The 24,580-nt window shown below is 60.1% G+C and carries 20 protein-coding genes; 8 read left to right on the top strand and 12 right to left on the bottom strand.

Annotated elements, in window-relative coordinates; genetic code table 11:
• Positions 1 to 50: 50 nt before the first annotated feature.
• Positions 51 to 1,337, bottom strand: coding sequence for a crotonyl-CoA carboxylase/reductase (gene ccrA, locus GC127_RS09575; protein WP_151977766.1), 1,287 nt, complete (start codon positions 1,335 to 1,337; stop codon positions 51 to 53).
• A 135-nt stretch (positions 1,338 to 1,472) separates the two neighbouring features.
• Complete coding sequence (locus GC127_RS09570) at positions 1,473 to 2,846, bottom strand: 1-acyl-sn-glycerol-3-phosphate acyltransferase (RefSeq protein ID WP_008281342.1); 1,374 nt, start codon at positions 2,844 to 2,846, stop codon at positions 1,473 to 1,475.
• 187 nt (positions 2,847 to 3,033) lie between these two features.
• On the opposite strand from GC127_RS09570, the gene GC127_RS09565 reads away from it, so the two are divergent.
• The 3 genes from GC127_RS09565 (at position 3,034) to GC127_RS09555 (ending at position 6,833) form a co-directional block, all read left to right on the top strand.
• Complete coding sequence (locus GC127_RS09565; RefSeq protein ID WP_151977764.1) at positions 3,034 to 5,013, top strand: protein meaA; 1,980 nt, start codon at positions 3,034 to 3,036, stop codon at positions 5,011 to 5,013.
• A complete protein-coding gene (locus tag GC127_RS09560) occupies positions 5,010 to 5,456 on the top strand; it encodes a GNAT family N-acetyltransferase (RefSeq protein WP_151977762.1) in 447 nt (148 codons plus the stop codon). Before GC127_RS09565 ends, GC127_RS09560 begins: the two co-directional genes overlap by 4 nt.
• Before the next feature lie 114 nt (positions 5,457 to 5,570).
• Positions 5,571 to 6,833 (top strand): sensor histidine kinase, encoded by a 1,263-nt coding sequence (locus GC127_RS09555; protein ID WP_151977760.1) that lies wholly within the window; start codon positions 5,571 to 5,573, stop codon positions 6,831 to 6,833.
• Positions 6,834 to 7,251: 418 nt separating this feature from the next.
• Here GC127_RS09555 and mepA read toward each other — a convergent pair whose 3' ends face one another.
• From mepA to GC127_RS09540, 3 genes are read right to left on the bottom strand one after another with little or no spacing between them, the layout of a single operon-like run.
• Positions 7,252 to 8,175 carry a penicillin-insensitive murein endopeptidase gene (mepA, locus tag GC127_RS09550; RefSeq protein ID WP_151977758.1) on the bottom strand — a complete coding sequence of 308 codons (924 nt, stop codon included), beginning with the start codon at positions 8,173 to 8,175 and terminating at the stop codon, positions 7,252 to 7,254.
• Entirely contained in the window at positions 8,160 to 9,539 is a 1,380-nt protein-coding gene (locus GC127_RS09545) for an MFS transporter (protein WP_151977756.1), read from the bottom strand. Before GC127_RS09545 ends, mepA begins: the two co-directional genes overlap by 16 nt.
• Before the next feature lie 56 nt (positions 9,540 to 9,595).
• Entirely contained in the window at positions 9,596 to 10,141 is a 546-nt protein-coding gene (locus tag GC127_RS09540) for an acyl-CoA thioesterase (protein ID WP_151977754.1), read from the bottom strand.
• A 129-nt stretch (positions 10,142 to 10,270) separates the two neighbouring features.
• Here GC127_RS09540 and GC127_RS09535 point away from each other — a divergent pair, with 129 nt between their 5' ends.
• The 4 genes from GC127_RS09535 to yaaA all read left to right on the top strand — a co-directional run bounded on the left by GC127_RS09535 (position 10,271) and on the right by yaaA (position 14,491).
• A complete protein-coding gene (locus GC127_RS09535; protein ID WP_008281335.1) occupies positions 10,271 to 10,558 on the top strand; it encodes a YggT family protein in 288 nt (95 codons plus the stop codon).
• A 79-nt stretch (positions 10,559 to 10,637) separates the two neighbouring features.
• Entirely contained in the window at positions 10,638 to 12,674 is a 2,037-nt protein-coding gene (recQ, locus tag GC127_RS09530) for a DNA helicase RecQ (RefSeq protein ID WP_151977752.1), read from the top strand.
• A 220-nt stretch (positions 12,675 to 12,894) separates the two neighbouring features.
• A complete protein-coding gene (locus GC127_RS09525) occupies positions 12,895 to 13,638 on the top strand; it encodes a methyltransferase domain-containing protein (protein WP_199861221.1) in 744 nt (247 codons plus the stop codon).
• Between the two features lie 88 nt (positions 13,639 to 13,726).
• Positions 13,727 to 14,491 (top strand): peroxide stress protein YaaA, encoded by a 765-nt coding sequence (gene yaaA, locus GC127_RS09520; RefSeq protein WP_037297862.1) that lies wholly within the window; start codon positions 13,727 to 13,729, stop codon positions 14,489 to 14,491.
• On the opposite strand, the gene GC127_RS09515 is transcribed toward yaaA, so the two are convergent.
• The 6 genes from GC127_RS09515 to GC127_RS09490 all read right to left on the bottom strand — a co-directional run bounded on the left by GC127_RS09515 (position 14,476) and on the right by GC127_RS09490 (position 22,692).
• Positions 14,476 to 16,638 carry a response regulator gene (locus GC127_RS09515; RefSeq protein WP_151977748.1) on the bottom strand — a complete coding sequence of 721 codons (2,163 nt, stop codon included), beginning with the start codon at positions 16,636 to 16,638 and terminating at the stop codon, positions 14,476 to 14,478. The genes yaaA and GC127_RS09515 overlap by 16 nt on opposite strands.
• Positions 16,639 to 16,724: 86 nt before the next feature.
• On the bottom strand, positions 16,725 to 17,900 hold the full coding sequence (locus GC127_RS09510; RefSeq protein WP_151977746.1) for an acetyl-CoA C-acyltransferase family protein: 1,176 nt from the start codon (positions 17,898 to 17,900) through the stop codon (positions 16,725 to 16,727).
• A 96-nt stretch (positions 17,901 to 17,996) separates the two neighbouring features.
• Positions 17,997 to 18,710, bottom strand: a complete 714-nt coding sequence (locus GC127_RS09505) for a metallophosphoesterase family protein (RefSeq protein ID WP_037297859.1) — start codon at positions 18,708 to 18,710, stop codon at positions 17,997 to 17,999.
• Between the two features lie 51 nt (positions 18,711 to 18,761).
• The gene (locus GC127_RS09500) at positions 18,762 to 19,622 is read right to left on the bottom strand and encodes a LysR family transcriptional regulator (protein ID WP_199861220.1); all 861 of its coding nucleotides are present in this window, start codon (positions 19,620 to 19,622) and stop codon (positions 18,762 to 18,764) included.
• Positions 19,623 to 19,855: 233 nt separating this feature from the next.
• A complete protein-coding gene (gene serA, locus GC127_RS09495; protein WP_008281327.1) occupies positions 19,856 to 21,451 on the bottom strand; it encodes a phosphoglycerate dehydrogenase in 1,596 nt (531 codons plus the stop codon).
• Between the two features lie 86 nt (positions 21,452 to 21,537).
• A complete protein-coding gene (locus GC127_RS09490) occupies positions 21,538 to 22,692 on the bottom strand; it encodes a phosphoserine transaminase (protein ID WP_151977742.1) in 1,155 nt (384 codons plus the stop codon).
• Between the two features lie 158 nt (positions 22,693 to 22,850).
• Here GC127_RS09490 and serB point away from each other — a divergent pair, with 158 nt between their 5' ends.
• Positions 22,851 to 23,720 (top strand): phosphoserine phosphatase SerB, encoded by an 870-nt coding sequence (gene serB / locus GC127_RS09485; protein ID WP_151977740.1) that lies wholly within the window; start codon positions 22,851 to 22,853, stop codon positions 23,718 to 23,720.
• Positions 23,721 to 23,735: 15 nt separating this feature from the next.
• Here serB and GC127_RS09480 read toward each other — a convergent pair whose 3' ends face one another.
• Positions 23,736 to 24,545, bottom strand: a complete 810-nt coding sequence (locus GC127_RS09480; RefSeq protein ID WP_008281324.1) for a division plane positioning ATPase MipZ — start codon at positions 24,543 to 24,545, stop codon at positions 23,736 to 23,738.
• Between the last annotated feature and the right edge of the window lie 35 nt (positions 24,546 to 24,580).

Below are 24,580 nucleotides of genomic sequence, written 5' to 3'. Positions count from 1 at the left end.
CGCGAACCCCTCCTGATCCGCGAGCCGCTACTCCCTTTGCCAGACGCGCCTTACCGGCCGGCGTCCAGCACATCCTCCACCGTGCGCAGCCCGGTGCGTGGCGCCTGCACCAACACCGCCATATTCCCCGGCTTATGCTCGTTGCGCAGCATCTTGATATGCGCCTGCGGAATCTCTTCCCATGGGAACACCTCGGACATACAGGGATCAAGCCGCCGCTCGACCATCAGCTTATTGGCCGCCGCCGCCTGCTTGAGATGCGCAAAGTGACTGCCCTGCAAACGCTTTTGATGCATCCACATATAGCGCACGTCAAAGGTGCAGTTGAAACCGCTCGTCCCGGCGCAGATCACCACCATGCCGCCCTTTTTACACACCAGCGATGACACCGGGAATGTCGCCTCGCCGGGATGCTCGAACACCATATCGACGCTCACACCCTTGCCGGTGATGTCCCAGATCGCCTTGCCAAACTTGCGCGCCTCTTTCAGCCACTCGTTATACTCCGGCGAATTCACCTTGGGCAGTTGCCCCCAGCATTTGAAATCCTTGCGGTTGATAACGCCCTTGGCCCCCTGATCCAGCACGAATTGCCGCTTGCTCTCGTCCGAGATGACGCCAATCGCGTTGGCCCCGGCGGTATTCGCCAGCTGGATCGCATAAGAGCCCAGACCGCCCGACGCGCCCCAAACCAGAACATTCTGACCGGGCTTGAGATCATGCGGCGCATGGCCGAACAGCATCCGATAGGCGGTGGCCAGCGTCAGCGTATAGCAGGCACTCTCTTCCCATGTCAGATGCTTGGGCCGCGGCATCAATTGCTGCGCCTGCACGCGGGTGAACTGCGCGAATGACCCGTCTCCGGTCTCATAGCCCCAGATGCGCTGCGTGGGCGAAAACATCGGATCGCCACCGTTGCAATCCTCGTCATCGCCGTCGTCCTGATTGCAGTGGATCACCACCTCATCGCCGACCTTCCAGCGCTTGACCTTGTCGCCCACCTTCCACACGATCCCCGAGGCGTCAGACCCCGCGATGTGATAATCCTGCCCATGCACGTCAAAGGGGCTGATCGGCTGTCCCAGACCGGCCCAGACACCGTTGTAATTGACGCCCGCCGCCATCACCAGAACCAGAACCTCTTGGCTGTCGATATCCCAGACATCAACCACCTCTTTTTGAAACGACACATCGGGTTCGCCATGCCGCTCGCGGCGAATGGCCCAGGCGTACATCTTCTTGGGCACATAGCCCAAGGGCGGCATTTCCCCTACCTCATAAAGGTCCTTTTCGGGGGCGTCGTAGGGCGCGATGCCCGTCTTGGTATCCAGGGCCATGGTCAACCTCCTGTCTCAGAATGCCGCAATGCAGAATCGTCCGTCTTGCCCTGAAATACAAACGGCTAAGTAATAATGCAATAGCATTTGGTGATTTTTTGTAATTTTATAACCGAGCGGATGCAGAAAATCCACCTATCCCCTGCTGCGCCCGCAAAATAGATGGTCGATCGAGGCGGCATAATAGGCCACCACCGGCCGCTCTGCCTCGGTGATCACAAAGGCACCCTGCCGCTCTTCAATCATCCCGCGCTCGCGCAGCACCTGAATCCCAAACCGGGCCGCATATCCCAAATCCTTGCGCGGCAGATGCACATGCGCGCGCGGCACCGCGCCCAGCATCTCCGCCACCGCCGCATCAAGAGCGTCTCGCGTCAGCGGCCCCTCAGCCTGCATCAATGCCCGCGCCACCAAGGGCACCGGCAACACCGGCACTTCCGCCCCGATCCGCGCCATCAGGGCCCGCGCCAACCCCCTTAGCCCTGCCTCCGGATGGTCGCGCTCAAACTCTGCCAAAGACATCGGCGCGCCAAAACTCACCGCCGCATAGCCATGTCGGTGATAGCGCCGCCGCAGCCGCAGCCACACCTGCCGGAGCACGAATCCCGCCACGACAGAAATCCGCGCCGGAAACCGCCGCCCGCCCGCTTCCGCTGCGGCCACCAACAACCGATCCTCGAAGACCCGATCATAATTGATCGCCACCGGCACAAACACCACGTCGCGCCCATCGGGGCTGCGCTCTTCCACCATATATTTCAAGAGGCCCAGCTTGGGCGGCTGCAATCCCCCCGTCAGGCTCAGCCCGCCCTCAGGAAACATCGCCTGTGTCACGCCCCCATCCGTCGCCATCCCGACATAGCGCGCCAGCACCCGGCGATAAAGATCACCGCGCGATTTGCGCCGGATGAAATAGGCCCCCATCGCCTTGATAAGCCGGCTCAGCGGCCAGACCCGCGCCCATTCCCCCACCGCATAGCTCAGCGCCGACCGCTCTGCCGCCAGCCATGTCACCAGCACATAATCCATATTGCTGCGGTGGTTCATCACAAAAACCACCGTCGCTTCGCGGTCTACCGCCGCCAGCGCCTCTTCGTCGAAATGCCCCAACCGCACCCGATACAGCGACCGGCTCAGCCATTTCGCCAGCTTGATCGCAATGCCGAAATAGGCGGTGGCGGAAAAGCTTGGCACGATTTCACGCGCATAGCGCTTGGCCTGCTCAAACGCCACGTTTTCGGGGATGCCCTCGGCCTGCGCATGGGCGGCAATCGCCCGGCTCACCTCGGGATCATAGATCAACCGCTGGATCATGTCATAGCGCCGCGCCAGCTTGAACGGCTCAATCGGGCGCTGCAACCGCGTGTTCAGCCGCGCAACCGCCCGCTCCAGCCTGCGCCGCAGAAACCATCGCACCGACGGAAAAAGAAAATGACTGGCAAAGGTGACGGCCGCAAACCCCACCAACAACACTAACGCCCAGAGCGGCATGTCCACGGTCTGTCCCATAGCGCCACCAAATCAGGGTTTTTGGTTTTGGTAAATGGCAACATCATCCTCGGGCGCAACCCCAGGACCTCCCCAAAAAACATCCCGCCCACATGCCGCAACGCAGCGAATTGACAGCGCAACCTTCTTGCCTATACCCTCCCTCGAAACGTAACAAAATTGCGCACCCTGATTCACGAGGCCCCGTATGTCGCAGCCGCAGCAAGACCGCCCCAAGGACAAGCCTTGGCTCATCCGCACCTATGCGGGCCATTCCACCGCCGCGAAATCCAACGCTCTCTACCGCGCCAATCTTGCCAAGGGGCAGACCGGCCTGTCGGTGGCCTTCGATCTGCCCACGCAAACGGGCTATGACAGCGATCATATCCTCAGCAAAGGCGAGGTGGGCAAGGTCGGCGTGCCCGTCTGCCACTTGGGCGACATGCGCGCGCTCTTCGCGGATATCCCGCTCGACCAGATGAACACCTCGATGACGATCAACGCCACCGCGCCGTGGCTTCTGGCACTCTATATCGCCGTGGCCGAGGAACAGGGTGCCGATGTCACCGCCCTGCAAGGCACGGTGCAGAACGATCTGATCAAGGAATATCTCAGCCGGGGCACCTATATCTGCCCGCCCGCGCCCAGCCTGCGGATGATCGGCGATGTGGCCGAATACTGCTACACCAATGTGCCCAAATGGAACCCGATGAACGTCTGTTCCTACCATTTACAAGAGGCAGGTGCCACGCCCGAGCAGGAACTGGCCTTTGCCCTCGCCACCGCCATCGCCGTGCTCGACGAATTGCGCCCCCGCGTGCCCGCCTCTGATTTCCCGGCGCTCGCGTCGCGGATTTCCTTCTTTGTCAACGCGGGCATCCGGTTCGTGACCGAAATGTGCAAGATGCGCGCCTTCGTTGATCTCTGGGATGAAATCCTGCGCGACCGCTACGGCGTGGACGATCGCAAACACCGCCGCTTCCGCTACGGCGTGCAGGTCAACTCGCTTGGCCTGACCGAGCAGCAGCCCGAGAATAACGTCTACCGCATCCTGATCGAGATGCTGGCCGTCACCCTCTCGAAACGCGCCCGCGCCCGCGCGGTGCAACTGCCCGCCTGGAACGAGGCATTGGGCCTGCCCCGCCCTTGGGATCAGCAATGGTCGATGCGGATGCAACAGATCCTCGCCTATGAAACCGACCTCTTGGAATTCGATGACCTCTTCGATGGCAACCCCGCTGTGGATGCCAAGGTCGAGGCGCTCAAGGATGGCGCACGGCACGAATTGGCCAATCTCGAGTCCATGGGCGGCGCGGTGTCGGCCATCGAATACATGAAGTCCCGTCTGGTCGAGTCGAACGCAGACCGTCTTGGCCGGATCGAGCGCAATGAGACCATCGTTGTCGGCGTCAACCGCTGGCAGGCGGGCGAACCCTCGCCATTGCAAACCGAGGATGGCGGCATCATGACCGTTGATCCAGCGGTCGAGGCCGAACAGGTCGCGCGGCTCAATGACTGGCGCGCCGCGCGCGACACTGCCGCCGTAACCTCCGCACTTGCCGCGTTGCGTGCCGCCGCCGCAGAGGGGCGCAATGTGATGGAGCCGTCAATTGCCTGCGCCCGCGCCGGCGTCACCACTGGCGAATGGGCCGCACAGATGCGCGCCGTCTTTGGCGAATATCGCGGACCAACCGGCGTGTCTGCCAACCCCTCGAACCGGACCGAAGGGTTGGATGACATTCGCGCTGCCGTCAGCGCGGTTTCAGACCGGCTTGGCCGACGCCTCAAATTCCTTGTGGGCAAGCCCGGCCTTGATGGCCATTCCAACGGGGCGGAACAAATCGCCTGCCGCGCCCGCGATTGCGGCATGGATATCGGATACGAGGGCATCCGCCTCACCCCCGAACAGATCGTCAATGCCGCGCTCGAGGATCGCGCCCATGTCGTCGGCCTCTCGATCCTCTCGGGCAGCCATATGCCGCTGGTCGAGGATCTGATGGACCGTATGCGCGCGGCTGGTCTGGGCGACGTGCCCGTGATCGTCGGCGGCATCATCCCCGAGGATGACGCCCGCCGCCTGCGCGAAATGGGCGTGGCACGGGTCTACACACCCAAGGATTTCGAGTTGAACACCATTATGATGGATATCGTCACGCTGGTCGATCCGCAGGCCGTGGCAGCGGAATGACCGCGGCCCTCACCATCCGCCAGGTAGAACCCGCTGATCGCCCCGCATGGGGCGATCTTTGGCGCGCCTATCTCGATTTCTACGAAACCACCCTGCCAAAGCAGGTTTATGACACCACCTTTGCACGCCTCCTCTCGCCGGATCACCCCGACCAGAACGGTCTGATTGCGCTTCTGGCCGGTCGCCCGGTCGGGCTCGTGCATTATATCTACCACGCGCATAACTGGCGTGTGGAACAGGTCTGCTACCTTCAGGATCTCTACGCCGCCCCCGAAGCGCGCGGCCTTGGCGTGGGCCGCGCCCTGATCGAGGCGGTCTATGCCCGCGCCGATGCAGACGGCCGCCCAACGGTTTACTGGATGACGCAAGAGTTCAACACCACCGCGCGCCAACTTTACGATCGCATCGCCACCGTGACCCCATTCATCAAGTATAGCCGTTAACCGCTGATCCGCTCCGGCCCTGCAACCTTTCGGTGGCGCGGTCCGGGGCATCTCGCCTATGCTCGCAGGACGTGCCTTTCGTTTCATCCCCATAGGTCCGCCCATAGGCCCGCCATGACCGACCCGGCTAAATACCGTCGCCAGATCGAGATCCTCCGACACGCGGATGCCACCTCCGTGACGGAAATTCTCACGCGCTACGCCATCGTCATCGGCGCGGCGCTCCTTTTGTGGATCAGCACGGGGCAAACCCTCATGCTGATCTGGGGGTTTGTCTATACCGTGCTGAACGGGGTCTATATCTTCGTGCTGCGCGCACCCAATTTGCCCAAGACGCGCGGGGCCTATTGCGCGCTTTTTCTGGCGAGTATGATCATTTCCACGTGGTATGCGGCAATGACCATCTATCTCACCACCCTCGACAGCCGGGCTTATGAATTCATCGGCATTTGCGGGCTGATCGGCCTTGGCCTCTACAATCTCAGCCGCCACACCGATCTGACTTTTCTGGCGCTGTGGGATACGCTCTTGCTCACGCTCTGTGTCATAGGCATCGTTCTGGCCTTTGTCGCCAAGACCGAGACCCAAAGCCATCAGATCGCCATCGTCTTTGCCGGGTTCGGCATCAATGCCTATTACATGATGACCTATCTCTCGATGATGCGCACCCGCGCGACCCTGCGCAGCGCGCAAGAGGCCGAGGTGCAATCGCAAAAGATGCGCGCGGTCGGTCAACTGACCAGCGGCATCGCCCATGACTTCAACAACATCCTGACCGTGATCCGGGGCAATCTCGATCTCGCGTCGGAACTGCCCAATCTGGCAGAGCGTGAACTCATGCTGGACGAGGCCCGCGCCGGCACAGACCGCGCCGCCCATCTTGTTCGACAGTTACTGGCATTCTCGCGCAAATCCCAAATGATGCGAAGTGATATCGCCCTTGGCCCCTTTCTCGAAGACTTCGCGGTTTCGCTGCGCCGCCTTTTGCCCGAAACGGTGCGCATCGCCCTCTCTGGCACGCTGCCAGACCTCAGCCTGCGCGCGGATCGTCAGCTGTTGGAAACCGCGCTCTTGAACTGCGCCATCAACGCGCGCGATGCGATGCACCCCGAAGGCGGCATTTTGCGGCTCTCGGCCGTGGTCGACACAGCCGCGCACGAGGTGGCAATCCTGATCGAGGATACCGGCCCCGGCGTGCCCCCCGCCATGATCGACCGCATCACAGAGCCTTTCTTTACCACCAAGCAGGTGGGCGAGGGCTCAGGTCTCGGGCTGTCGATGGTCAAGGGCTTTGCTGAACAATCCGGCGGGCGGCTTGAGTTGCGCAATCACCCCTCTCACGGGCTACAGGTCGCGCTGATCCTGCCACTGGCCTGACACGGGCAAACCCCCTCCAAGGGCCCGCGCCCCGGATCTGATCCGCGCCTCACGCCGCCCCCCTTGCGCGCGACGGCAGGCAGAGTACGGAAATGCCGCAGACCTTACATAATCCCCTTACAAACCTTACGAAGCTTACACGCTGCGCCATCCAAATCAAAAGGGCCGTCCCAACCGGGAACGGCCCTCTAGAAGTCGCGGAGGTGGGCCGGTTAGGCGCACCAATTCAGGTCGTTTTCACCTCGGGGCTGCCCTAGGCGATCACCTCCCAAACTGTTCCGACACCTCGCTCCAATCCCTCTATAGACACTGGACCACCTCCTTTCGCTTGTTGAACTTACCCACAGGTTGCCACAGATTTTGCGCTTGTCAAAACAAAATCATGTGGTGCCCGCAAAATTTCTCGCATCATGCTGATTTATTCGGCTTGTAAAACGGCGACGCACTGCCCCGGCAGATCCGCCATTGTCAATTCGCGCTTGGGCTTGGGCGCAGGCGCATTGGGATCAGGTGGCGGCGGATTGAGGATATTGCGCACCCACTGTTCCGCCTCTGCACAGCCATCCCCCGGCGGCATCGCCTCCTGCGTCACGCAACCCGTTGCTCCGCTTGGACAATTCAGCCTGACATGAAAATGATAATGATGCCCATACCACGGCCGCACCTTGCGCAGCCACTCCCGATCACTGCCCTGTTCATCCTTGCACATCTGCGCCTTGGCCCCGGCGAAGATGAAAATCCGGGCTGTGCGCGGGTCCTTGGCAGCGGCTTTGACGATCTCGTGATGGGCGCGGGTCCACTGGCTGTTGGTATAGGCCCCGTTCGCCTTCTGCATTGAAATAGAAGAGATATTTTCTCTCTGCGCCACGCTGAGGTTTAGATTATCCGCCGGTCTTAGCCAGATATCTGCATCCAAACCCATCTGGTGGCTGGCATGTCCTGTCAGCATCGGCCCACCCCGTGGTTGACTGATATCCCCCACATAGAGGCCGCTCCACCCCGGCTGCTGCGCCGCAACGCGCGACAATTTCTGAACCAGATCAATGGTTTCCGGGTGCCCCCAGTTGCGGTTGCGGCTCAGGCGCATGGCCTGCCACGTAGGCCCGCTCTCAGGCAAGGCAACGCCCCCCGCCAAACAGCCCTTGGCATAGCTGCCATAGGCCGCCGGGCTATGCTCGGACGCACCCCGCTGCGCACCAAAAAGTTGTTTGGCTTGAATACCTTGCATCGACGCAGGGATGCTTTGGCTGGACAAAACGCCGGTTGCTTCGGGTTCCGGTTTAGACTGCATACAGCCCGCAAGCCCAAGCAAAAGCGCCGTGACGGCTACGATCCGACCCATGTTTCCTTGTCCCCTTCCGCTTTGACCCAGCGTAGCAGAACAAGGCCGATTACAAAAAGCAAAATCACAGGCGACACCCCGATGCGCGCCGACCCGCTGAGCGTGGTCACAAGGCCAATAAGTGCCGGTGCCATGAACGCCGTCGCCCGCCCCGAAAGCCCATAAAGTCCAAAGTTTTCAGTGGGTAATGCCGGATCAGTATGCCGCACCATCAGTGACCGGCTAGACGCTTGCAGCACCCCGCCAAAGCCGCCGATCAATACGCCACAGCCGAAAAAGATCATATCCGGCAGCGTGGATCCCTCCGCCAAGGGCACCCCGAAAATCTGACTACGATCCATACCCACCACGATGACGCAGACGCCGATCAAGGCCCAGATGGCAACCTTGATCACTGGCTTGGGCCCAAACCGCTTGTCCGCCTTGCCGCCCAACCAGCTAAACACCGCCCCGGCAATCGCCCCGATGATCCCGAACACCCCGACAGAGGTGATTGACCAGTTCAGCACCAGAATTGCATAGGTGCCGCCAAACCCGTACAATCCGTTAAGCGCATCCCGGTAGAACATCGACGATCCCAAATAGGTGCTCAGGCTCAACCGATGCCGCAAGCTCTTGATTGTTTTCATTAATGTTCCAAGCGCCACCGCCACGCCGCCGCCATGCCCCCTTGGGCCCGTGTCCCGCACCCATAGGAAATAGGGCACCATGAAGACCACGAACCAAAGCGCCGTGAATGGCCCCACGGCCCGCGTCCCTTCGCGCAGCGTTGCATCCAGCCCAAGGATCGGATCAAGCCCGATCAGGGTCTTGCCGCTTCTTTGCTCAACAAACAGCGCCAGCACGATCAAGAGCGACAGAACCCCGCCCAGATACCCAAAGGCAAAACCCGACCCCGAGATATCCCCCACCTCCTCCGGCTTGCCGAGCGAGGGCAGTTGCGAATTGATGAAAATCAGCGCGTATTCCGCCCCGACAAAGCCGAACCCAAAGGCAATAAGCCCCCACCAAAGGTTTGATCCATCCGGCAACATGCCCCAAATCGCCGTGGCACCAACCACGTAAATCATTGAAAACACAATGATCCATGGCAATCGCCGCCCGGTGGTATCGGCAAAGGCCCCCATAAACGGTGCCCCCAACCCGATGATCAGCCCCGTCGCCGTCAGACACCAAGACCACATCGCCTGTGCTTGCGCATCGGCCACTTCTTCGGGCAGGCCCGTGCCGATGAAATATTCCGACGCGACCGAGGCGAAATAGGGGCCAAAGATAAAGGTGACGAGCAGCGTGTGATAGGGTTGGCTGGCCCAGTCAAAGAAATACCAACCCCAGATCCGCTTGCGTGGCGATACGCCTGTCATGCCCCAACCCCTTTGGTTTCAAAGGGATATGACAACCCTCACAGGCTTTGCGCAAGCTATTCCTGCGCATCCTGCATCGGTGGCCAAGGACGTGTGGCATCCGCAGCAATCCACGCTTGCGCCCAGTCCGGCAATGCTGGCGCCGCTATGTCTTGCCCTAATTCGGCCACCACGCGATCTGGGGCGATGATCCCCTCACGCCCCGTAATCGCCGCGCGTAACAAGATGTGGTTGGCACATTCGCCAGATGCTTTCCACATGGATTGCTCGACATAGACAAATTTCTCATCCCATGACAGCAAGCGAGAGCGCATTTCGATCCGCTCCAACATGGTGATCCGGCGGCGATACCGCACACTCGCCCCGGCAATCGCCAAACCCCAGCGATTGCGCTTGAGCGCGCCAATCAGCCCCACACGCCCCGCCAGGGGTATTCGCCCCAGATCAAAGATCGTCAGCGTCCGACCATTGTTCAGCTCGCGCCACAGATCGATGTCCCAGGGCATGCAGATATGGTGCGAAACATGCGTCCCCGTAAGCGCGAGGCGCGGGGATTTGCGGTGCAGGAAAAGCTGCCACATCAGGCGCAGAACGGGGTACATCGGCAATCTCCTTCGCGGCTGGCTTGGCATTGCCACATTCATGCGTCAACCGCGACCGCGCGTCAGGCTTGCGCTTTGGCGCAGGCTTGCATAGGTCATAGGCGGCTAGACCCAGAGGATATTCGCCAAATGCAATCGCTTTTCCAGATCCTGATGCTCCTTCTCGACATCCTGTGGTTCTTTATCATCGCGCATGTGATCATGTCTTGGCTGATCAATTTTCAGGTTTTGAACCTGCGGCAGCAATTCGTCGCGCAGGTCTGGTATGGTCTCAATCGCCTGTTAGAGCCGATTTATGGCCGTGTGCGCCGGATTTTGCCGCCAATGTCCGGCATCGACCTTGCACCGCTTGTTGTTCTGGTCGCGGTTTACGCGCTGCGGATCGTGCTGATCAACAATGCGGCGGCGTTTTACTGATCGCCGGGGCTTGTTCACCTAATCTTAGTGTGAAAAACCTCTTGTAAGAGCAGATATAGTCAAAACTTACAGGGGTCTCATGTCAGGCGCTGCCACGCTATTGCGCGATGTGTTCGGATTCGATGCCTTTCGTCCGGGGCAGGAAGAGATCATTCACACCGTCGCCACGGGTTGCAACACGCTGGCAATCATGCCCACGGGCGGTGGTAAATCCCTCTGCTTTCAAATCCCCGCGCTGATGCGCGAGGGGGTGACGGTTGTAATCTCACCGCTCATCGCCCTGATGCGCGATCAGGTCCGCGCCCTGCGCGCCGCGGGTGTCGAGGCGGGCGCGCTTACCTCTGGGAATACCGACGAAGAAACCGCCGAGGTCTGGCAAGCACTTGAGGCGGGGCGCTTGCGCCTGCTCTATATCGCGCCGGAACGGCTGGCGGCGGGGTCGTCGCTTGGTATGTTGCGCCGCATTGGCGTGGGCCTCATCGCCGTGGACGAGGCCCATTGCGTAAGCCAGTGGGGCCATGATTTCCGCCCCGATTATTTGCGGATTGGGGAACTCAGGCGCGCGCTCAATGTTCCGCTTGCCGCGTTCACCGCCACCGCCGATGCCGAAACCCGTGACGAGATCGTCGAAAAACTGTTTGACGGACAGCCGCCACAAACCTTCTTGCAAGGCTTTGACCGGCCCAATATCCATATGGCCTTTGCCGCCAAGGACAATCCGCGCGCGCAGATCATGGCCTTTGCCGCCGCGCGCAAGGGACAGTCTGGCATCGTCTATTGCGGCACCCGCGCCAAGACCGAAACCCTCGCACGCGCGCTATTGGATGCGGGGCACTCTGCCTGCGCCTATCATGGCGGGATGGAGGCCGAGGCCCGGCGCATCGTCGAAGGCCGCTTCAGCAGCGAGGATGGGTTGATCGTTGTGGCCACCGTCGCCTTTGGCATGGGGGTGGACAAACCGGATATCCGCTGGGTCGCACATGCCGACCTGCCCAAATCCATCGAAGGCTATTATCAGGAAATTGGCCGCGCCGGGCGCGATGGCGCACCGGCCGAGACCCTCACGCTCTTTGGTCCCGACGACATCCGCCTGCGCCGCACCCAGATTGACGAAGGGCTTGCCCCGCCGGAACGGCGCATGGCCGATCACGGGCGGCTCAATGCCCTTTTGGGTTTGGCAGAGGCGCTGGAATGCCGCCGGGCCACGCTCTTGCGCTATTTCGGCGAGCAGGCCACACCCTGTGGCAATTGTGACCTCTGCGATACCCCACCCGAAACGTTTGACGGCACCGAGGCCGTGCGCAAGGCGCTCTCGGCGATCCTGCGCACCGGCGAGAGCTTTGGCTCTGGCCATCTGATCGACATCCTCACCGGCACCGCCACCGATAAGGTGCGCCAACGCGGCCACGAGGCGCTGCCAACCTTTGGTGTCGGGCGCGACATGGACAAACGCGGTTGGCAGGGGGTTTTTCGCCAAATGATGGGCCACGACCTGATCCGGCCCGACCGTGAGCGGCATGGCGCGCTGGTGATGACAGAGACCGCCCGCCCGATCCTGCGTGGCGAAGAAGGCGTGACCCTGCGCCGCGACACGATCGACCATACCCCGCGCCCCGCTGTGCGCGCGCTTGTGTCGGACGAGGATGCGCCGCTCCTTTCGGCGCTCAAGGCCAAACGCCGTGCCTTGGCAGAGGCGGCAGGCGTGCCCGCCTATATCGTCTTCAACGACCGAACCCTGATAGAGATGGCCGAAACCCGGCCAGAAACGCTGGATCAAATGGCCCGGATCAGCGGCGTCGGCGCCAAGAAGCTGGAGCGTTTCGGCGCCGAATTCCTCGAAGTCATCACCGGCGCACGAGAGCCTGTGCATCCCACCCGCCGCAAACTGGCCGGCAGCACCGCTGGCGAGGTCTACGACCGCCTGATGCAGGCGCAGGCCGATCTTAACCGGGGAGAGACGGGCATTGACCGCCCGCTCAGTTGCTCTTCCGCGCTCCTGGCCAAGGTTGCAAGCCAGCGACCCCGCACCGCACAAGAGATGCAACGTCTTCTGGGCGAGAAATACGCCGACCGCTTCGGCGCGGCGTTTCTCGCGGCATTACATCTGCAAGAGTGATGGAACCTGCCTGACCAAGCCCTGCTGCTCCGTTGTTGTTCACCGGCTTCTGTGCTAAATCCTGATCATTGGTAACACGCCGCAGAATAGGTTTTGGATGCGACATCTGTTAAAGCGTTTTTCAAATTTGTGGTCGGTTCATTCTTCGCCTTCCCAGACAAAACCTGACTCTGACAAGATACCTGATGCATCACCCCCCAAAAGACGTCCCAAGGACGCATTGCGCAAGAAATTCCTTGAGTCCTATGCGCTGGAGAATGGTCGAGGTTTGGAAATCGGCCCGTTTTGTCGCCCCGTCTTTCGGCGCGAGAGCTATCCCAACATGCTTTATGCCGATGTCAAATCAGAAGATTTTCTGAAACGACTGGTCAGAAAGGGCGACACATACAAAGAAGAAGATATCGTTCCGCTGGATTATGTGCTTGGCAATCAGCATCTGGATGCCGTTGTCGCACATGAAACGCTGGATTTCGTCTTTTGTGCGCATGTCCTTGAGCATGTTCCTGATATGATATCGTCACTCAAGGGGATTGAACGCGTGCTCAAACCCGGCGGTCTGTTTCTATGTTTCTATCCGGATCGCAGGTTTACGTATGACATCGACCGCCCCACAACGACGCTCTCACAGCTAGAAACGCGCCACAAACTTCGGATCACGCGCCCTGCCTCGGACACGGTGCTGGAACATTTCACGTTCAATCGAAAGGTTGACGCGGGAAAGGTGTGGGCGAACCACAACGATGCGGTTGGAGAGCGCCGGTTCACCGCGGAACAAGCACAGGAATTCGCCCTTCAGGCAACGCGCTCTTATGTTGATGTGCATTGCAATGTGTTCTCGGATTCAGAGTTTTCCGACATGATTGAGACTTTGGGCGCGGCGGGTCATATCTCGCTGCGTGTGGATCGCATGGTGCCAACTCGGGCACCGTTCAACGAGTTTCATGTCGCCTTGCGGAAACCATAACACGCCCATCGGGTAATCAGCTTGCAAAGCGCCTATAGCCTTCCATATGCAGGGCTATAACACAGGCACCGCAAACACAGGAAATCCCATGCTCGTCGTCGTATCCCCTGCCAAAAAATTGGACATGACCCCGGTCGAGGGGATTACACCCACCCGCCCCGTATTCGCTCAAGAGGCCGCTGAACTGGCACATGTGGCACAGGGATTGAATGTGGGTGATCTGCAAAAGCTGATGCATATCAGCGAAAGCCTTGCCCGCCTAAACGCCGACCGTTTCGCCGATTTTGGGCAAATGGCGCAGAAACCCGCCGCGCTCGCCTTTGCCGGGGATACCTATCAGGGGCTTGAGGCGGGATCGCTTGACCCAGACGAGATGGGCTGGGCGCAGGATCACTTGCGCATCCTGTCTGGGCTTTATGGTGTGCTGCGCCCACTCGACGCGATTGAGCCTTATCGCCTTGAGATGGGCAGCCGATTAAAGACCGCGCGCGGCAAGACACTCTACGACTACTGGGGGGCACAGATTTCCACGGCCCTGAATACGCAGGCAGAAACGCTTGGGGCAGAAACGCTCATCAACTGTGCGAGCCAAGAGTATTTCGGCGCGGTTGATCGAAACGCGCTGCGCCTGCGGGTGGTGACACCTGTGTTTATGGAGGAAAAGGCTGGCGCGCCAAAGATCGTCAGCTTCTACGCCAAACGTGCGCGAGGTGCCATGGCGCGCTTTATCATCCAGCATCGGTTGACCGATCCGGATGCCATTCTCGATTTCGACAGTGGCGGCTATCGGTATACGGCCAGCCTTTCAAAACCCGATCAACCGGTATTCCTACGCGATCATCCAGCGGCCTGATCCGGCGTCGCCTCGCCCTCTGGCGAACGCACGCCCTTCGGACAGGCGGCACGGATATGTTGGTGGATCATCTCTTTGCGCAGCGGCTTGGTCAGGTAGTGATCGAGGCCCGCTGCCAGAATTTCCGCGTCATCCCCGGTCATGGCATGGGCCGTCATCGCAACGATGGGCACATGCCGCCCGCTCTGCGCCTCGATGGCTCGAATAGCGCGCGTGGCCTCTTTGCCATCCATTTCAGGCATCGAGATATCCATAAAGATCACATCTGGCGCGAGTGACTGAAAGAGATCAACCGCCTCTTGACCATTCTCAGCGAAGGTCAGCTCAATATCCAACCCCTTGACCATGTTCGAAAAGACAAGGCGGTTGGTGCGATTATCCTCTGCCGCCAGCACCCGCATCGCCCGGCTGGATGCATCAGATGGGGGCATCACCCTAGCCAAGGCGTCAAAGAGATCGCGCCGCGCCACAGGCTTTTGCAGCACAGCCTGCACGTGAATGCGCGCCGGGTCCTGATCGGCATAGCCGGTGTTGGGACTGAACAGCAAAAACGGCGTGTCGTGCCCCGCTTCGCGCAGCGCCTCGGCCAGTTCCAGCCCGTCCATCCCGCTCATGTTATGATCGCTCACGATCAGGTCGAACCCGTTACCCGCCTGCGTCAAGGCCTCTGCCGCGCTTTGACAGGAAACTGCGGTGATCCCCAATTGTCCCAACTGTCGCTCCAGAATGGCGCGGCTGGTCGCCTGCGGCTCGACAATCAGGGCGCGGTATGTTCCCGCACTTAGATTGGGAAAGGCGATCTCGCCAACTTCCGCCACCGGCAAGGATATCGAGAAGCCAAAGATCGAGCCGTTGCCCGGCTCCGACTCGACCCAGATTTTTCCGCCCATCATCCGGATCAGCTTTTGCGTGATGGCCAGGCCAAGGCCGGTTCCCTCGAACTTGCGGTTGCGTTCGTCATCGACCTGATTGAACTCGCCAAAGATGTGGTCGATCTTGTCCGGCGGAATTCCAATCCCGGTATCCTCAACCGTCACATGGATACTCGCGCGCCCTTCGGTATCGGAGTAAACGCCCGTCACGCGCACCAGAACATGCCCATTTTCGGTGAACTTTACCGCATTGCCCAAAAGGTTGGTCATGATCTGCCGAATGCGCCCCGGATCACCGACAAATTGCGTTGGCAGGAACAGATCGTAATCCACCAGCACATCCAGCCCCTTATCACGGGCATTAACCTGCATCAGCGTCACCAGCTCGTGAATACATCGCTCCAGATCAAAGGGTTCAGCGTGCAGGATCAGTTTTTCCGCCTCGATCTTGGAGTAATCGAGCACATCGTTGATGATCACCAACAGCGCCTCGCCAGAGTTCTTGATGGTCGAGGTAAAGAGCCGTTGCTCTTCGGTCAGCTCAGTTTCCATCAACAGCTCTGCCATGCCCACCACCCCATTCATCGGCGTGCGGATTTCGTGGCTCATATTCGCAAGAAAGGATGATTTCGCCCTGTTTGCCGCCTCGGCCCGGCGACGAGCTTCCTTAAGTTCCTTCTCATATCGGATCGTATCGGTGATGTTGAGTGCCAGGCTCACGACATCGCCACCGTGCCCCCGCTGGTCAATCAGCTTGATATACTGCCCGTTCCAGAGGCGGATCACCTCTGGTTCGGGTTGCGTGCTCTGCCAGCGATCCAGCATTTTCTCGCGCCATTCCTGTGGTTTCAGCGCGCCGATATTGACGATCCCTTCTTCGGTGATGAATTGCAGGATCTCGATATAGCTGACACCAGGTTTGACCGCCTCAAGCCCGTCAAATACCGCAAGATAGGCATTGTTGGCCGCGATCATCCGGCTGTCGGCGTCAAAAAAGGCAAAACCGTCCTGAATCGTCTCGATCGAGTGCCAAAGACGACGTTCGGCAATCTCCACCTTTTGATAAGCGTCATTAAGATCGGATTTGACGCGCTGATTTTCGTCACGAACGGTTTGCACCTCGGCCCGCGTTTCATGAATCTCATGCGAGAGGGCAAGCGCATGCTTGCCCAATTTGCGATTGGCGGCCTGCAGTTCGGCTTGTTTCTGTTCCAGCAGGCGTTCGGCGGCCAATCTGGCCCGCCGTTCATCTGCCAGTTTGTTGGCGAGGCTCATGCCTGTCCTCCGACATGCCGGATCGTGATGACCTCACCATCCGGCATCGTCGTGAACAAGCGGTTAAAGCCACTGAAAATATGCTCTCAAAACCGCTCGATAGCCAAGGCAATCCCCTGACCACCACCAATGCACATTGTGATGATGGCCCGCTTGCCCCCGGTCCGCTCCAGTTCATAGAGCGCCTTGACCGTGAGGATCGCCCCGGTTGCCCCAACCGGATGGCCAAGCGCAATCGCGCCGCCATTGGGATTGACACGGGCGGGATCAAGGCCAAGGCCCTTGTTGACCGCAAGCGCCTGCGCGGCAAAGGCCTCATTGGATTCGATCACATCAAAATCCGAAGCCTCAAGCCCAATGCGTTTGAGCAGCATCTCGACAGCAGGGACCGGGCCAATGCCCATCACCTGCGGACGCACCCCGGCGTGGGCATATCCAAGAATACGCGCGCGCGGTTTAAGACCCGCTGCCTCCGCCGCATTGGCCCGCGCCAGAACAAGGGCTGCAGCCCCGTCGTTGATGCCGCTGGCATTCCCGGCGGTCACGGTGCCATCCTTTTGAAACACAGTCTTAAGACCGGCGAGCGCCTCGGGCGTTGTGGCCTTGGGATGCTCATCGGTATCAAAGGCCACCATGTCGCGTTTCACACGCACCTCTACCGGCACGATCTGGGATTTAAATCGCCCCTCGCTGATCGCCACACCAGCACGCCTCTGGCTCTCAAGCGCAAAGGCATCCTGATCCGCGCGGCTGATCTCATGTTCCGCTGCGACATTCTCGGCGGTGACACCCATATGGCCGGTGCCAAAGGGACAGTTGAGCGCACCCAGCATCATATCGAGCGTTTTGACATCGCCCATCTTGGCCCCCCACCGTTGGTCGGGGATGATAAAGGGCGAGCGGCTCATGTTCTCAGACCCACCGGCAAGGCCGAAATCGGCATCGCCCAGCATCAGGGATTGCACAACCGAAACAATCGCCTGCGCGCCAGAGCCGCAGAGGCGGTTGACGTTCATCGCCGGTGCCGTATCCGGGATACCCGCCTCCATCGCCGCCACGCGGCTGACATACATATCGCGCGGTTCGGTGTTGATGACATGGCCAAACACCACATGACCAATCTGCCCTCCTTCAACCCCAGACCGGGCAAGCGCCTCGCGCGCCACAATGGCCCCAAGAGCAGTGGGCGGCGTCGCGGCAAGCGCCCCACCAAAAGTGCCAATCGCCGTGCGGCATCCGTCCAGAATCACGATGTCGGTCATGGGTATCCTCCCCCGGGTTGCGTTGGCAGGAGCCTAGCGGCAGGGATGCACATCTGGCAACGGGGACGTGTCGTCAGACACCTTTGCCTGCCCTAGTCAGAGCGGAATACGGCCCCTTTCCGTCAGGAGCCACGCATCACGCCCTTCAAACACCGCAGGCCAGAGCGGGCGGCCATAGGCGGCCCCACCGTCCAAATCTATGCGGTTGCCAAAATGGGTGGGCATCTCGAGCGCGGTGTGACCATGGACAACAAGCCAAGGATGCGCCCCCTCATGGTCGAGAAAGCCGTCCCGGATCCACATCAGATCCGCGGGGTCTTGGGCGGTCAAGGCAACTCCGGGGCGGATGCCGGCATGAACAAAAAGCAGATCCCCCACCTCTTGCCAAAGCGGCAAACCCGCCAGCCAGTCGCGATGCGCCTGAGGCACAGCGCAGCGGGCCGCTTGCCATTGCGTCGCGTTCTCGGTCACGTCAAGCCCGTAGGAGGCCAGCGTCGCGACCCCACCCAAACGGTGATTCAACCATGAGAGGCCAGATCCGATATGCGGCGAATGGATCACGCCGGTATCGAGGAAATCGATCAACATCTGATCATGATTGCCGCGTAACACGGTCCAAGGACAGCCCTGCGCCTGCCCTGTCATAAGCCGGTCGATCACCGCGCGGCTATCTGGCCCCCGATCCACCAGATCCCCGAGGAATATGATCTCTGCCTCTGTCCCGCCATCGCGCGCGACAAGGTCAAGTGCAGCTTCTAGCAGGGCGTCCTGCCCGTGAATATCGGGAATGGCATAAATCGGATCAGTCATGGCCCCGTTGAACCCCTGCACGCGGCAGATGTCCAGCGATTCCCAAGCTGGTCAAAGCATATCGGCCAAACGCTCGCGCAGCCAACGATGGGCGGGATCGTTTTGGGACCTGACATGCCAGACCATAGCAACATCGGTCACCGCAATCGGCTCTGGCAGGGCATAAACCGCAAGGCCCTGCCCAGTAACCAGATGGACTGCAAGGGGCCGGGGCAGAATTGACACCAGTGGTGTGCGCGACAACATCGCCGCAAGGGTATGCACATCCGGCAGGGTAACGACCGTGCGCCCGGCTTTCTGTCCGGGGTTCGCGCCACAATCCGCCCGCGGCAGTTCTGCCAAAAGGTCGGAGGGCACCGTATCGCCGGGCGCAAGCCCCGCCGCCACAAGGCGCGGGTGATCTTGACGCGCCAAAAGCACCTGCCCCGCGCGATAGAGTGGCTGTGCCGCGGCCCAGTCGGGCAAGTCGCACATCGGGCAAAGCGCCAGATCAGCGCGTTTTAGCAGCAAAGCCTCAGAAGGGTCAGGACCGGACATCGTCGCACAGTAAAGAGTGACGCCGGGTGCCACAGACGCCAGATGCGCCATCAACTCGGGCAAGAGATGGGCACCCCAAAACTCTGCGCCCAGAATATGAAAATGCCGCTCGGACCGGGCAGGCTCGAAACTGGTCGGTCGCGTCAAAAGCGCCTCAGTCTCGGCCAGAATGGCACGAACAGGCTGTGCCAGCGATTGCGCATAATCTGTAGGCACCAGATGACGCCCTTCACGCAAGAAAAGCGGATCATTCAGTGCCACCCGCAAACGACCAAGGGCCGACGAGACAGCGGATTGCGAAAGCCCCACCTGTTGTCCCGCCACGGTGGTAGAGCGGGTGATGAGCAGCGCGTCGAGGACGCGCAAAAGATTCATGTCAAACTTTGAAAAATCCATCTTCTAGACGATATGTCCAACAGTGGTTCTCGGGCATTAGTCGGTTTGCATCGTGGATACGGGCAAACGTCGTGTGGTTTTAGGGTGGCAAGAACAGCTTTCAAGATTTTTCCGTTCAATAGTTCATCCCCAAAAAGAAAACCGCCGCCCGGCGCATGCAGGCGGCGATCATTGGTTCAAGTCACGTTGAGTGGCAGAGCTTGCGTTGCGCGTCAGCTCACGTCGAATCTCAATTCGCGGATCTGCTGAAACTTGCCCGTGGCATGCAAAGCCTTGATCGCCGCCTCGGGCACGGGGGCATCCACATAGAGGAGCGCAATCGCTTCGCCGCCTGCGTCCGACCGCCCAAGTGTGAAGTTGGCGATGTTGACGCCGTGATCACCCATTGTCATCCCCAAGGTGCCGATGATGCCCGGCACATCCTCGTTGGTGGTATAGAGCATGTGGCGACCGATTTCAGCGTCGATATTGATCCCCTTGATCTGGATGAAACGCGGCTTGCCATCCGAGAATACCGTGCCCCCGATAGACCGCTCACGCTTGTCCGTGACCACGGTAATTTTGATGTAGCCCTCAAAAGCGCCGGATTTGTCCTGCTTGGTGGTGCTGATCTTGACACCGCGCTCTTTGGCCACCACGGGGGCCGAGACCATGTTGACCTCGGGGTTGACCGATTTCATGATCCCCGCCACCGCCGCAGAGGTGAGCGCGCCAAGGTTCATCTCGGACACAACACCATCATAAAGGATGTTGATCGCCTTGATTGGCTCGTCGGTCATCTGGCCGATGAAATTGCCAAGGTGATCCGCCAGCTTGATCCACGGCCCCATCACCTTGGCCTCTTCCGCCGTCACCGAGGGCATGTTGAGCGCGTTGGTGACGGCGCCGGTCAGAAGATAGTCTGACATCTGTTCGGCCACTTGCAGCGCGACGTTTTCCTGCGCCTCTGTGGTGGCCGCCCCCAGATGCGGCGTGCAAACAACATTGGGCAGACCGAATAGCGGATTCTCAACTGCCGGCTCCTCGGTAAACACGTCAAAGCCAGCCCCGGCGACATGGCCGGATTTCAGGAGGTCAGCAAGTGCCTGTTCATCCACCAGACCGCCACGCGCGCAGTTGATGATGCGTACACCCTTCTTGGTCTTTTCAAGGTTCTCACGGCTTAGAACATTGCGGGTCTGATCGGTCAGCGGCACATGCAGCGTGATGAAATCGGACCGCTTCAGCAACTCGTCCAAGTCGACCTTTTCCACCCCCATCTTGTCAGCTTTTTCCTGACCCAAGAAGGGATCATAGGCGATCACCTTCATCTTGAGGCCGCGCGCCCGGTCACAGACAATACCCCCGATATTGCCCGCACCAATCACGCCGAGGGTCTTATTGAACAGCTCCACCCCCATAAAGGCGTTCTTCTCCCATTTGCCAGCATGGGTCGAGGCAGAGGCCTCGGGCAGCTGTCGTGCCACCGCGAACATCATCGCAATCGCGTGTTCTGCGGTGGTGATCATATTGCCAAAGGGCGTGTTCATGACGATCACGCCTTTCTTAGAGGCGGCTTCTTTGTCGATATTGTCGGTGCCAATCCCTGCGCGCGCGATCACCTTGAGCTTGTGCGCGTTGGCAAGGATTTTTTCCGTGACCTTGGTCGCGGACCGGATAGCGAGGCCATCATAGTCACCGATCACTTCGGCGAGTTTATCCTTGTCCTTGCCCAATTCGGGGCGGAAATCCACCTCGATGCCCCGATCGCGAAAGATCTGGACAGCGGTTTCGGAAAGTTTGTCGGAGACGAGAACCTTGGGCGCCATTGTAGGGCTCCTTGACTGAAAATCTTGAGGGGGAGACCCGGACTCTTGCACAAAGCCCGGGTCGATTTCTTTTCAAGAAATCGGGATCACGCCGATACGGACAGCGCGGCGATCTCGGTCTCGAACGCCCATTTGATCCACGGCATCAACGCCGCGACATCAGCGGTTTCGACCGTGCCACCACACCAGATCCGCAGGCCGGCAGGCGCATCGCGATAGGCCCCGATATCATAGGCGACACCTGCCGTTTCCAGCCGCTTGGCCACCGCCTTGGCAAAGGCTGCACCATCCTTGATCCGCGCATCCCCGAAGGTAAGGCAGACGGACGTATTCGAGCGGATCTCAGGATCAGCCGCCAGAAATGCGAGCCAATCGTTTTGCGTCACAAATTCCTCGACCGCCGCAAGATTGGCATTGGCGCGTGCCTGCAGGCCGGTCAGCCCGCCAATCGACGACGCCCAATCGAGCGCCACAAGGTAATCCTCGACCGCAAGCATCGAGGGCGTGTTGATGGTCTCGCCTACAAAGATGCCGTCAATCAGCTTGCCGCCCTTGGTCAGGCGGAAAATCTTGGGCAGTGGCCATGCGGGCGTATAGCTCTCCAGCCGTTCCACAGCGCGGGGGCTAAGGATCAGCATGCCATGCGCCGCTTCGCCCCCCAGCACCTTTTGCCAAGAAAAGGTCGTCACGTCGAGCTTGTCCCATGGCAGGTCCTGCGCAAAGGCCGCACTTGTCGCGTCACAGATTGTCAGACCCTGACGATCCGCCTTGATCCAATCGCCATTCGGTACGCGCACACCAGAAGTGGTGCCGTTCCAGGTGAACACGACATCCTTGTCGGTATCAACCGATGCCAGATCAACGATCTGGCCATAGTCAGCAGTTTTGACCACCGCATCGAGTTTGAGTTGCTTCACCGCATCGGTGACCCAGCCTGCGCCAAAGCTCTCCCAAGCCAGCATTTCGACGGGGCGCGCGCCGAGCAGGTTCCACATCGCCATCTCGACAGCTCCAGTGTCAGAGGCGGGAACGATGCCGATCTTGTAATCAGCAGGCACGCCCAGAATGGCGCGGGTGTTCTCGATGGCGGCCTTTAGCTTGGCCTTGCCCCCGGCAGCACGATGGCTGCGACCCAAGGGGGCATCAGACAGCATGTCGAGCGTAAATGTGGGGATTTTGGCACAAGGGCCAGAAGAAAAACGCGGATTCTCCGGCCGCGTTGCCGGTGCTTCAATAGCCATATAGCTACCCTCTCAGATAAGCGCCCTTCGTTGGGGAAGGGTGTCCCACTGACGGGATTACGGCCAAGCAGGGTCTTTCGCAAGTGCAGAAATGACGCTAGAACGCCGCTTGAGCTAGAAAATACGACACTGTGCGGCTACGATCGGAAACCTGCCCCATGTTTACCACCACCTTGATCGCAGCACCCGGTGCGCTTGACCCCGCCCTTGCCGAGGCATTGCGCAATGCCTGGGGCGGCGGGGCGGTGCAGTGGTTGGCCCCTGATGAGGCGGCGGAATTTGACATGCCCGAGTTGCCGGGCAACCGATGGGAGGTTTGGGCCGAACTGCAAAACCAAGCCGTTGATCTGGTGGTTCAGCCCACAGAGGGGCGGCGCAAAAAGATGCTGCTCGCCGATATGGACAGCACCATGATCCAGCAGGAATGTATTGACGAATTGGCAGAGGTCGCAGGCGTGGGCGCGCATGTCCGCGCCATCACTGCGCGGGCGATGAACGGCGAGCTGGATTTCGAGGGCGCGCTGATCGAGCGTGTGGCGCTGCTCAAGGATTTGCCCGAAACCGTGATTGCCGAGGTTCTCGCTAACCGGATCACCTATATGCCGGGAGGTTCCGCATTGGTCGCGACGATGCGGGCCAACGGGGCCTATTGCGCGCTGGTCTCGGGCGGGTTCACCGCGTTTACGCAATCGGTCGCCGCACATCTAGGCTTTGACGAAAATCGCGCCAACACGCTTTTGGTTGCGAAGGGTCGCCTGATTGGGGATGTCGCGCGCCCCATCTTGGGCCGCGCAGCCAAGGTGCAGGCACTGGAAGAGATCAGCGCACGGCTTGGGCTCTCAGAGACCGACGTGCTCGCCGTGGGGGACGGGGCCAATGATCTGGGCATGTTGGGGCGTGCGGGCGCAGGCGTAGCGCTTCATGCCAAGCCAAGCGTCGCCGCGCAATGTGACATCCGCATCCAGCACGCAGACTTGACGGCGTTGCTCTATATCCAAGGCTATGCGCGGGATCAGTTCGTGATCTGAGACGCGGACAGAGCGTTAGAAATTGGCGGTCACGCCCGGCAGGTTCAGCGCCTTGATCAATTCGCGCAATTCCTGACGCGCGGCGATGTTCGAGATGTTGAGACCCTTGACCCCGATATCCTTGAGGTCGAGCAGCGTCAAACCACGCGGGAACAACTCCCGAAAGATCACGCGCTCGTTAAAGCCCGGCGCCACGCGAAAGCCGATGCGCTTTGCGAGGTTGTCGACCGCATCGCCCATCTTCTTCTTGTTGACCATCTGTTGTGCGCCCAGACGGTTGCGCACCACCACCCAGTCAATCGCGCGCAGACCGGCTTGTGCCCGCAGTTGTCGCGCGCTCCAGACCATCTCGGAATAGACCGACGGGCCGAGGATCTTCTTGCCGTCGCTGTCGATCCGGGCGAGCAGATCAAAGTCGATAAAACTGTCGTTGAGGGGCGTAATAAGCGTATCGGCGAGGCTATGGGCCACTTGGCTCAGACGGGTGTGCGAACCGGGGCAGTCGATCACGATGAAATCGCTATCCGCCTCCAGTTCCGCCACCGCCGCCGAGAGCCGCCGATCATAGACATTCTCGCCCGGCTTGAGCTGATCCGCCGCCACTTCGGGCAGTTCGTGATACCGTGGGCTCGGCAAATCAAGGCCGGATGTCGCCAAGAATTTGGCACGGTTCTCCGCGTAGCGGCCAAAGGTCCGCTGGCGCAGGTCGAGATCAAGCGCGCTGGTTTTGTGGCCCATTCGGGCTAGGGCCGTCGCCACATGCATCGACACGGTCGATTTGCCCGCGCCGCCCTTTTCATTGCCGACGACGATGATATGCGCCATTGTCCATTCCCCTTGGTCGCGAGGTGCGGATCGTT

The sequence above is a fragment of the Roseovarius sp. EC-HK134 genome, assembly GCF_902498815.1.
GTDB classification, from domain to species: Bacteria; Pseudomonadota; Alphaproteobacteria; order Rhodobacterales; family Rhodobacteraceae; genus Roseovarius; species Roseovarius mucosus_A.
Note: the sequence above shows the minus strand (reverse complement) of the source record. Positions and strands in the feature narration are given on the sequence as shown.

Bases quoted from the DNA above. Each gene is read 5' to 3' on its own strand.
- ccrA (WP_151977766.1), bottom strand. From the start codon at position 1,337: ATGGCCCTGGATACCAAGACGGGCATCGCGCCCTACGACGCCCCCGAA.
- GC127_RS09570 (WP_008281342.1), bottom strand. From the start codon at position 2,846: ATGGGACAGACCGTGGACATGCCGCTCTGGGCGTTAGTGTTGTTGGTG.
- GC127_RS09565 (WP_151977764.1), top strand. From the start codon at position 3,034: ATGTCGCAGCCGCAGCAAGACCGCCCCAAGGACAAGCCTTGGCTCATC.
- GC127_RS09560 (WP_151977762.1), top strand. From the start codon at position 5,010: ATGACCGCGGCCCTCACCATCCGCCAGGTAGAACCCGCTGATCGCCCC.
- GC127_RS09555 (WP_151977760.1), top strand. From the start codon at position 5,571: ATGACCGACCCGGCTAAATACCGTCGCCAGATCGAGATCCTCCGACAC.
- mepA (WP_151977758.1), bottom strand. From the start codon at position 8,175: ATGGGTCGGATCGTAGCCGTCACGGCGCTTTTGCTTGGGCTTGCGGGC.
- GC127_RS09545 (WP_151977756.1), bottom strand. From the start codon at position 9,539: ATGACAGGCGTATCGCCACGCAAGCGGATCTGGGGTTGGTATTTCTTT.
- GC127_RS09540 (WP_151977754.1), bottom strand. From the start codon at position 10,141: ATGTACCCCGTTCTGCGCCTGATGTGGCAGCTTTTCCTGCACCGCAAA.
- GC127_RS09535 (WP_008281335.1), top strand. From the start codon at position 10,271: ATGCAATCGCTTTTCCAGATCCTGATGCTCCTTCTCGACATCCTGTGG.
- recQ (WP_151977752.1), top strand. From the start codon at position 10,638: ATGTCAGGCGCTGCCACGCTATTGCGCGATGTGTTCGGATTCGATGCC.
- yaaA (WP_037297862.1), top strand. From the start codon at position 13,727: ATGCTCGTCGTCGTATCCCCTGCCAAAAAATTGGACATGACCCCGGTC.
- GC127_RS09515 (WP_151977748.1), bottom strand. From the start codon at position 16,638: ATGAGCCTCGCCAACAAACTGGCAGATGAACGGCGGGCCAGATTGGCC.
- GC127_RS09510 (WP_151977746.1), bottom strand. From the start codon at position 17,900: ATGACCGACATCGTGATTCTGGACGGATGCCGCACGGCGATTGGCACT.
- GC127_RS09505 (WP_037297859.1), bottom strand. From the start codon at position 18,710: ATGACTGATCCGATTTATGCCATTCCCGATATTCACGGGCAGGACGCC.
- GC127_RS09500 (WP_199861220.1), bottom strand. From the start codon at position 19,622: ATGAATCTTTTGCGCGTCCTCGACGCGCTGCTCATCACCCGCTCTACC.
- serA (WP_008281327.1), bottom strand. From the start codon at position 21,451: ATGGCGCCCAAGGTTCTCGTCTCCGACAAACTTTCCGAAACCGCTGTC.
- GC127_RS09490 (WP_151977742.1), bottom strand. From the start codon at position 22,692: ATGGCTATTGAAGCACCGGCAACGCGGCCGGAGAATCCGCGTTTTTCT.
- serB (WP_151977740.1), top strand. From the start codon at position 22,851: ATGTTTACCACCACCTTGATCGCAGCACCCGGTGCGCTTGACCCCGCC.
- GC127_RS09480 (WP_008281324.1), bottom strand. From the start codon at position 24,545: ATGGCGCATATCATCGTCGTCGGCAATGAAAAGGGCGGCGCGGGCAAA.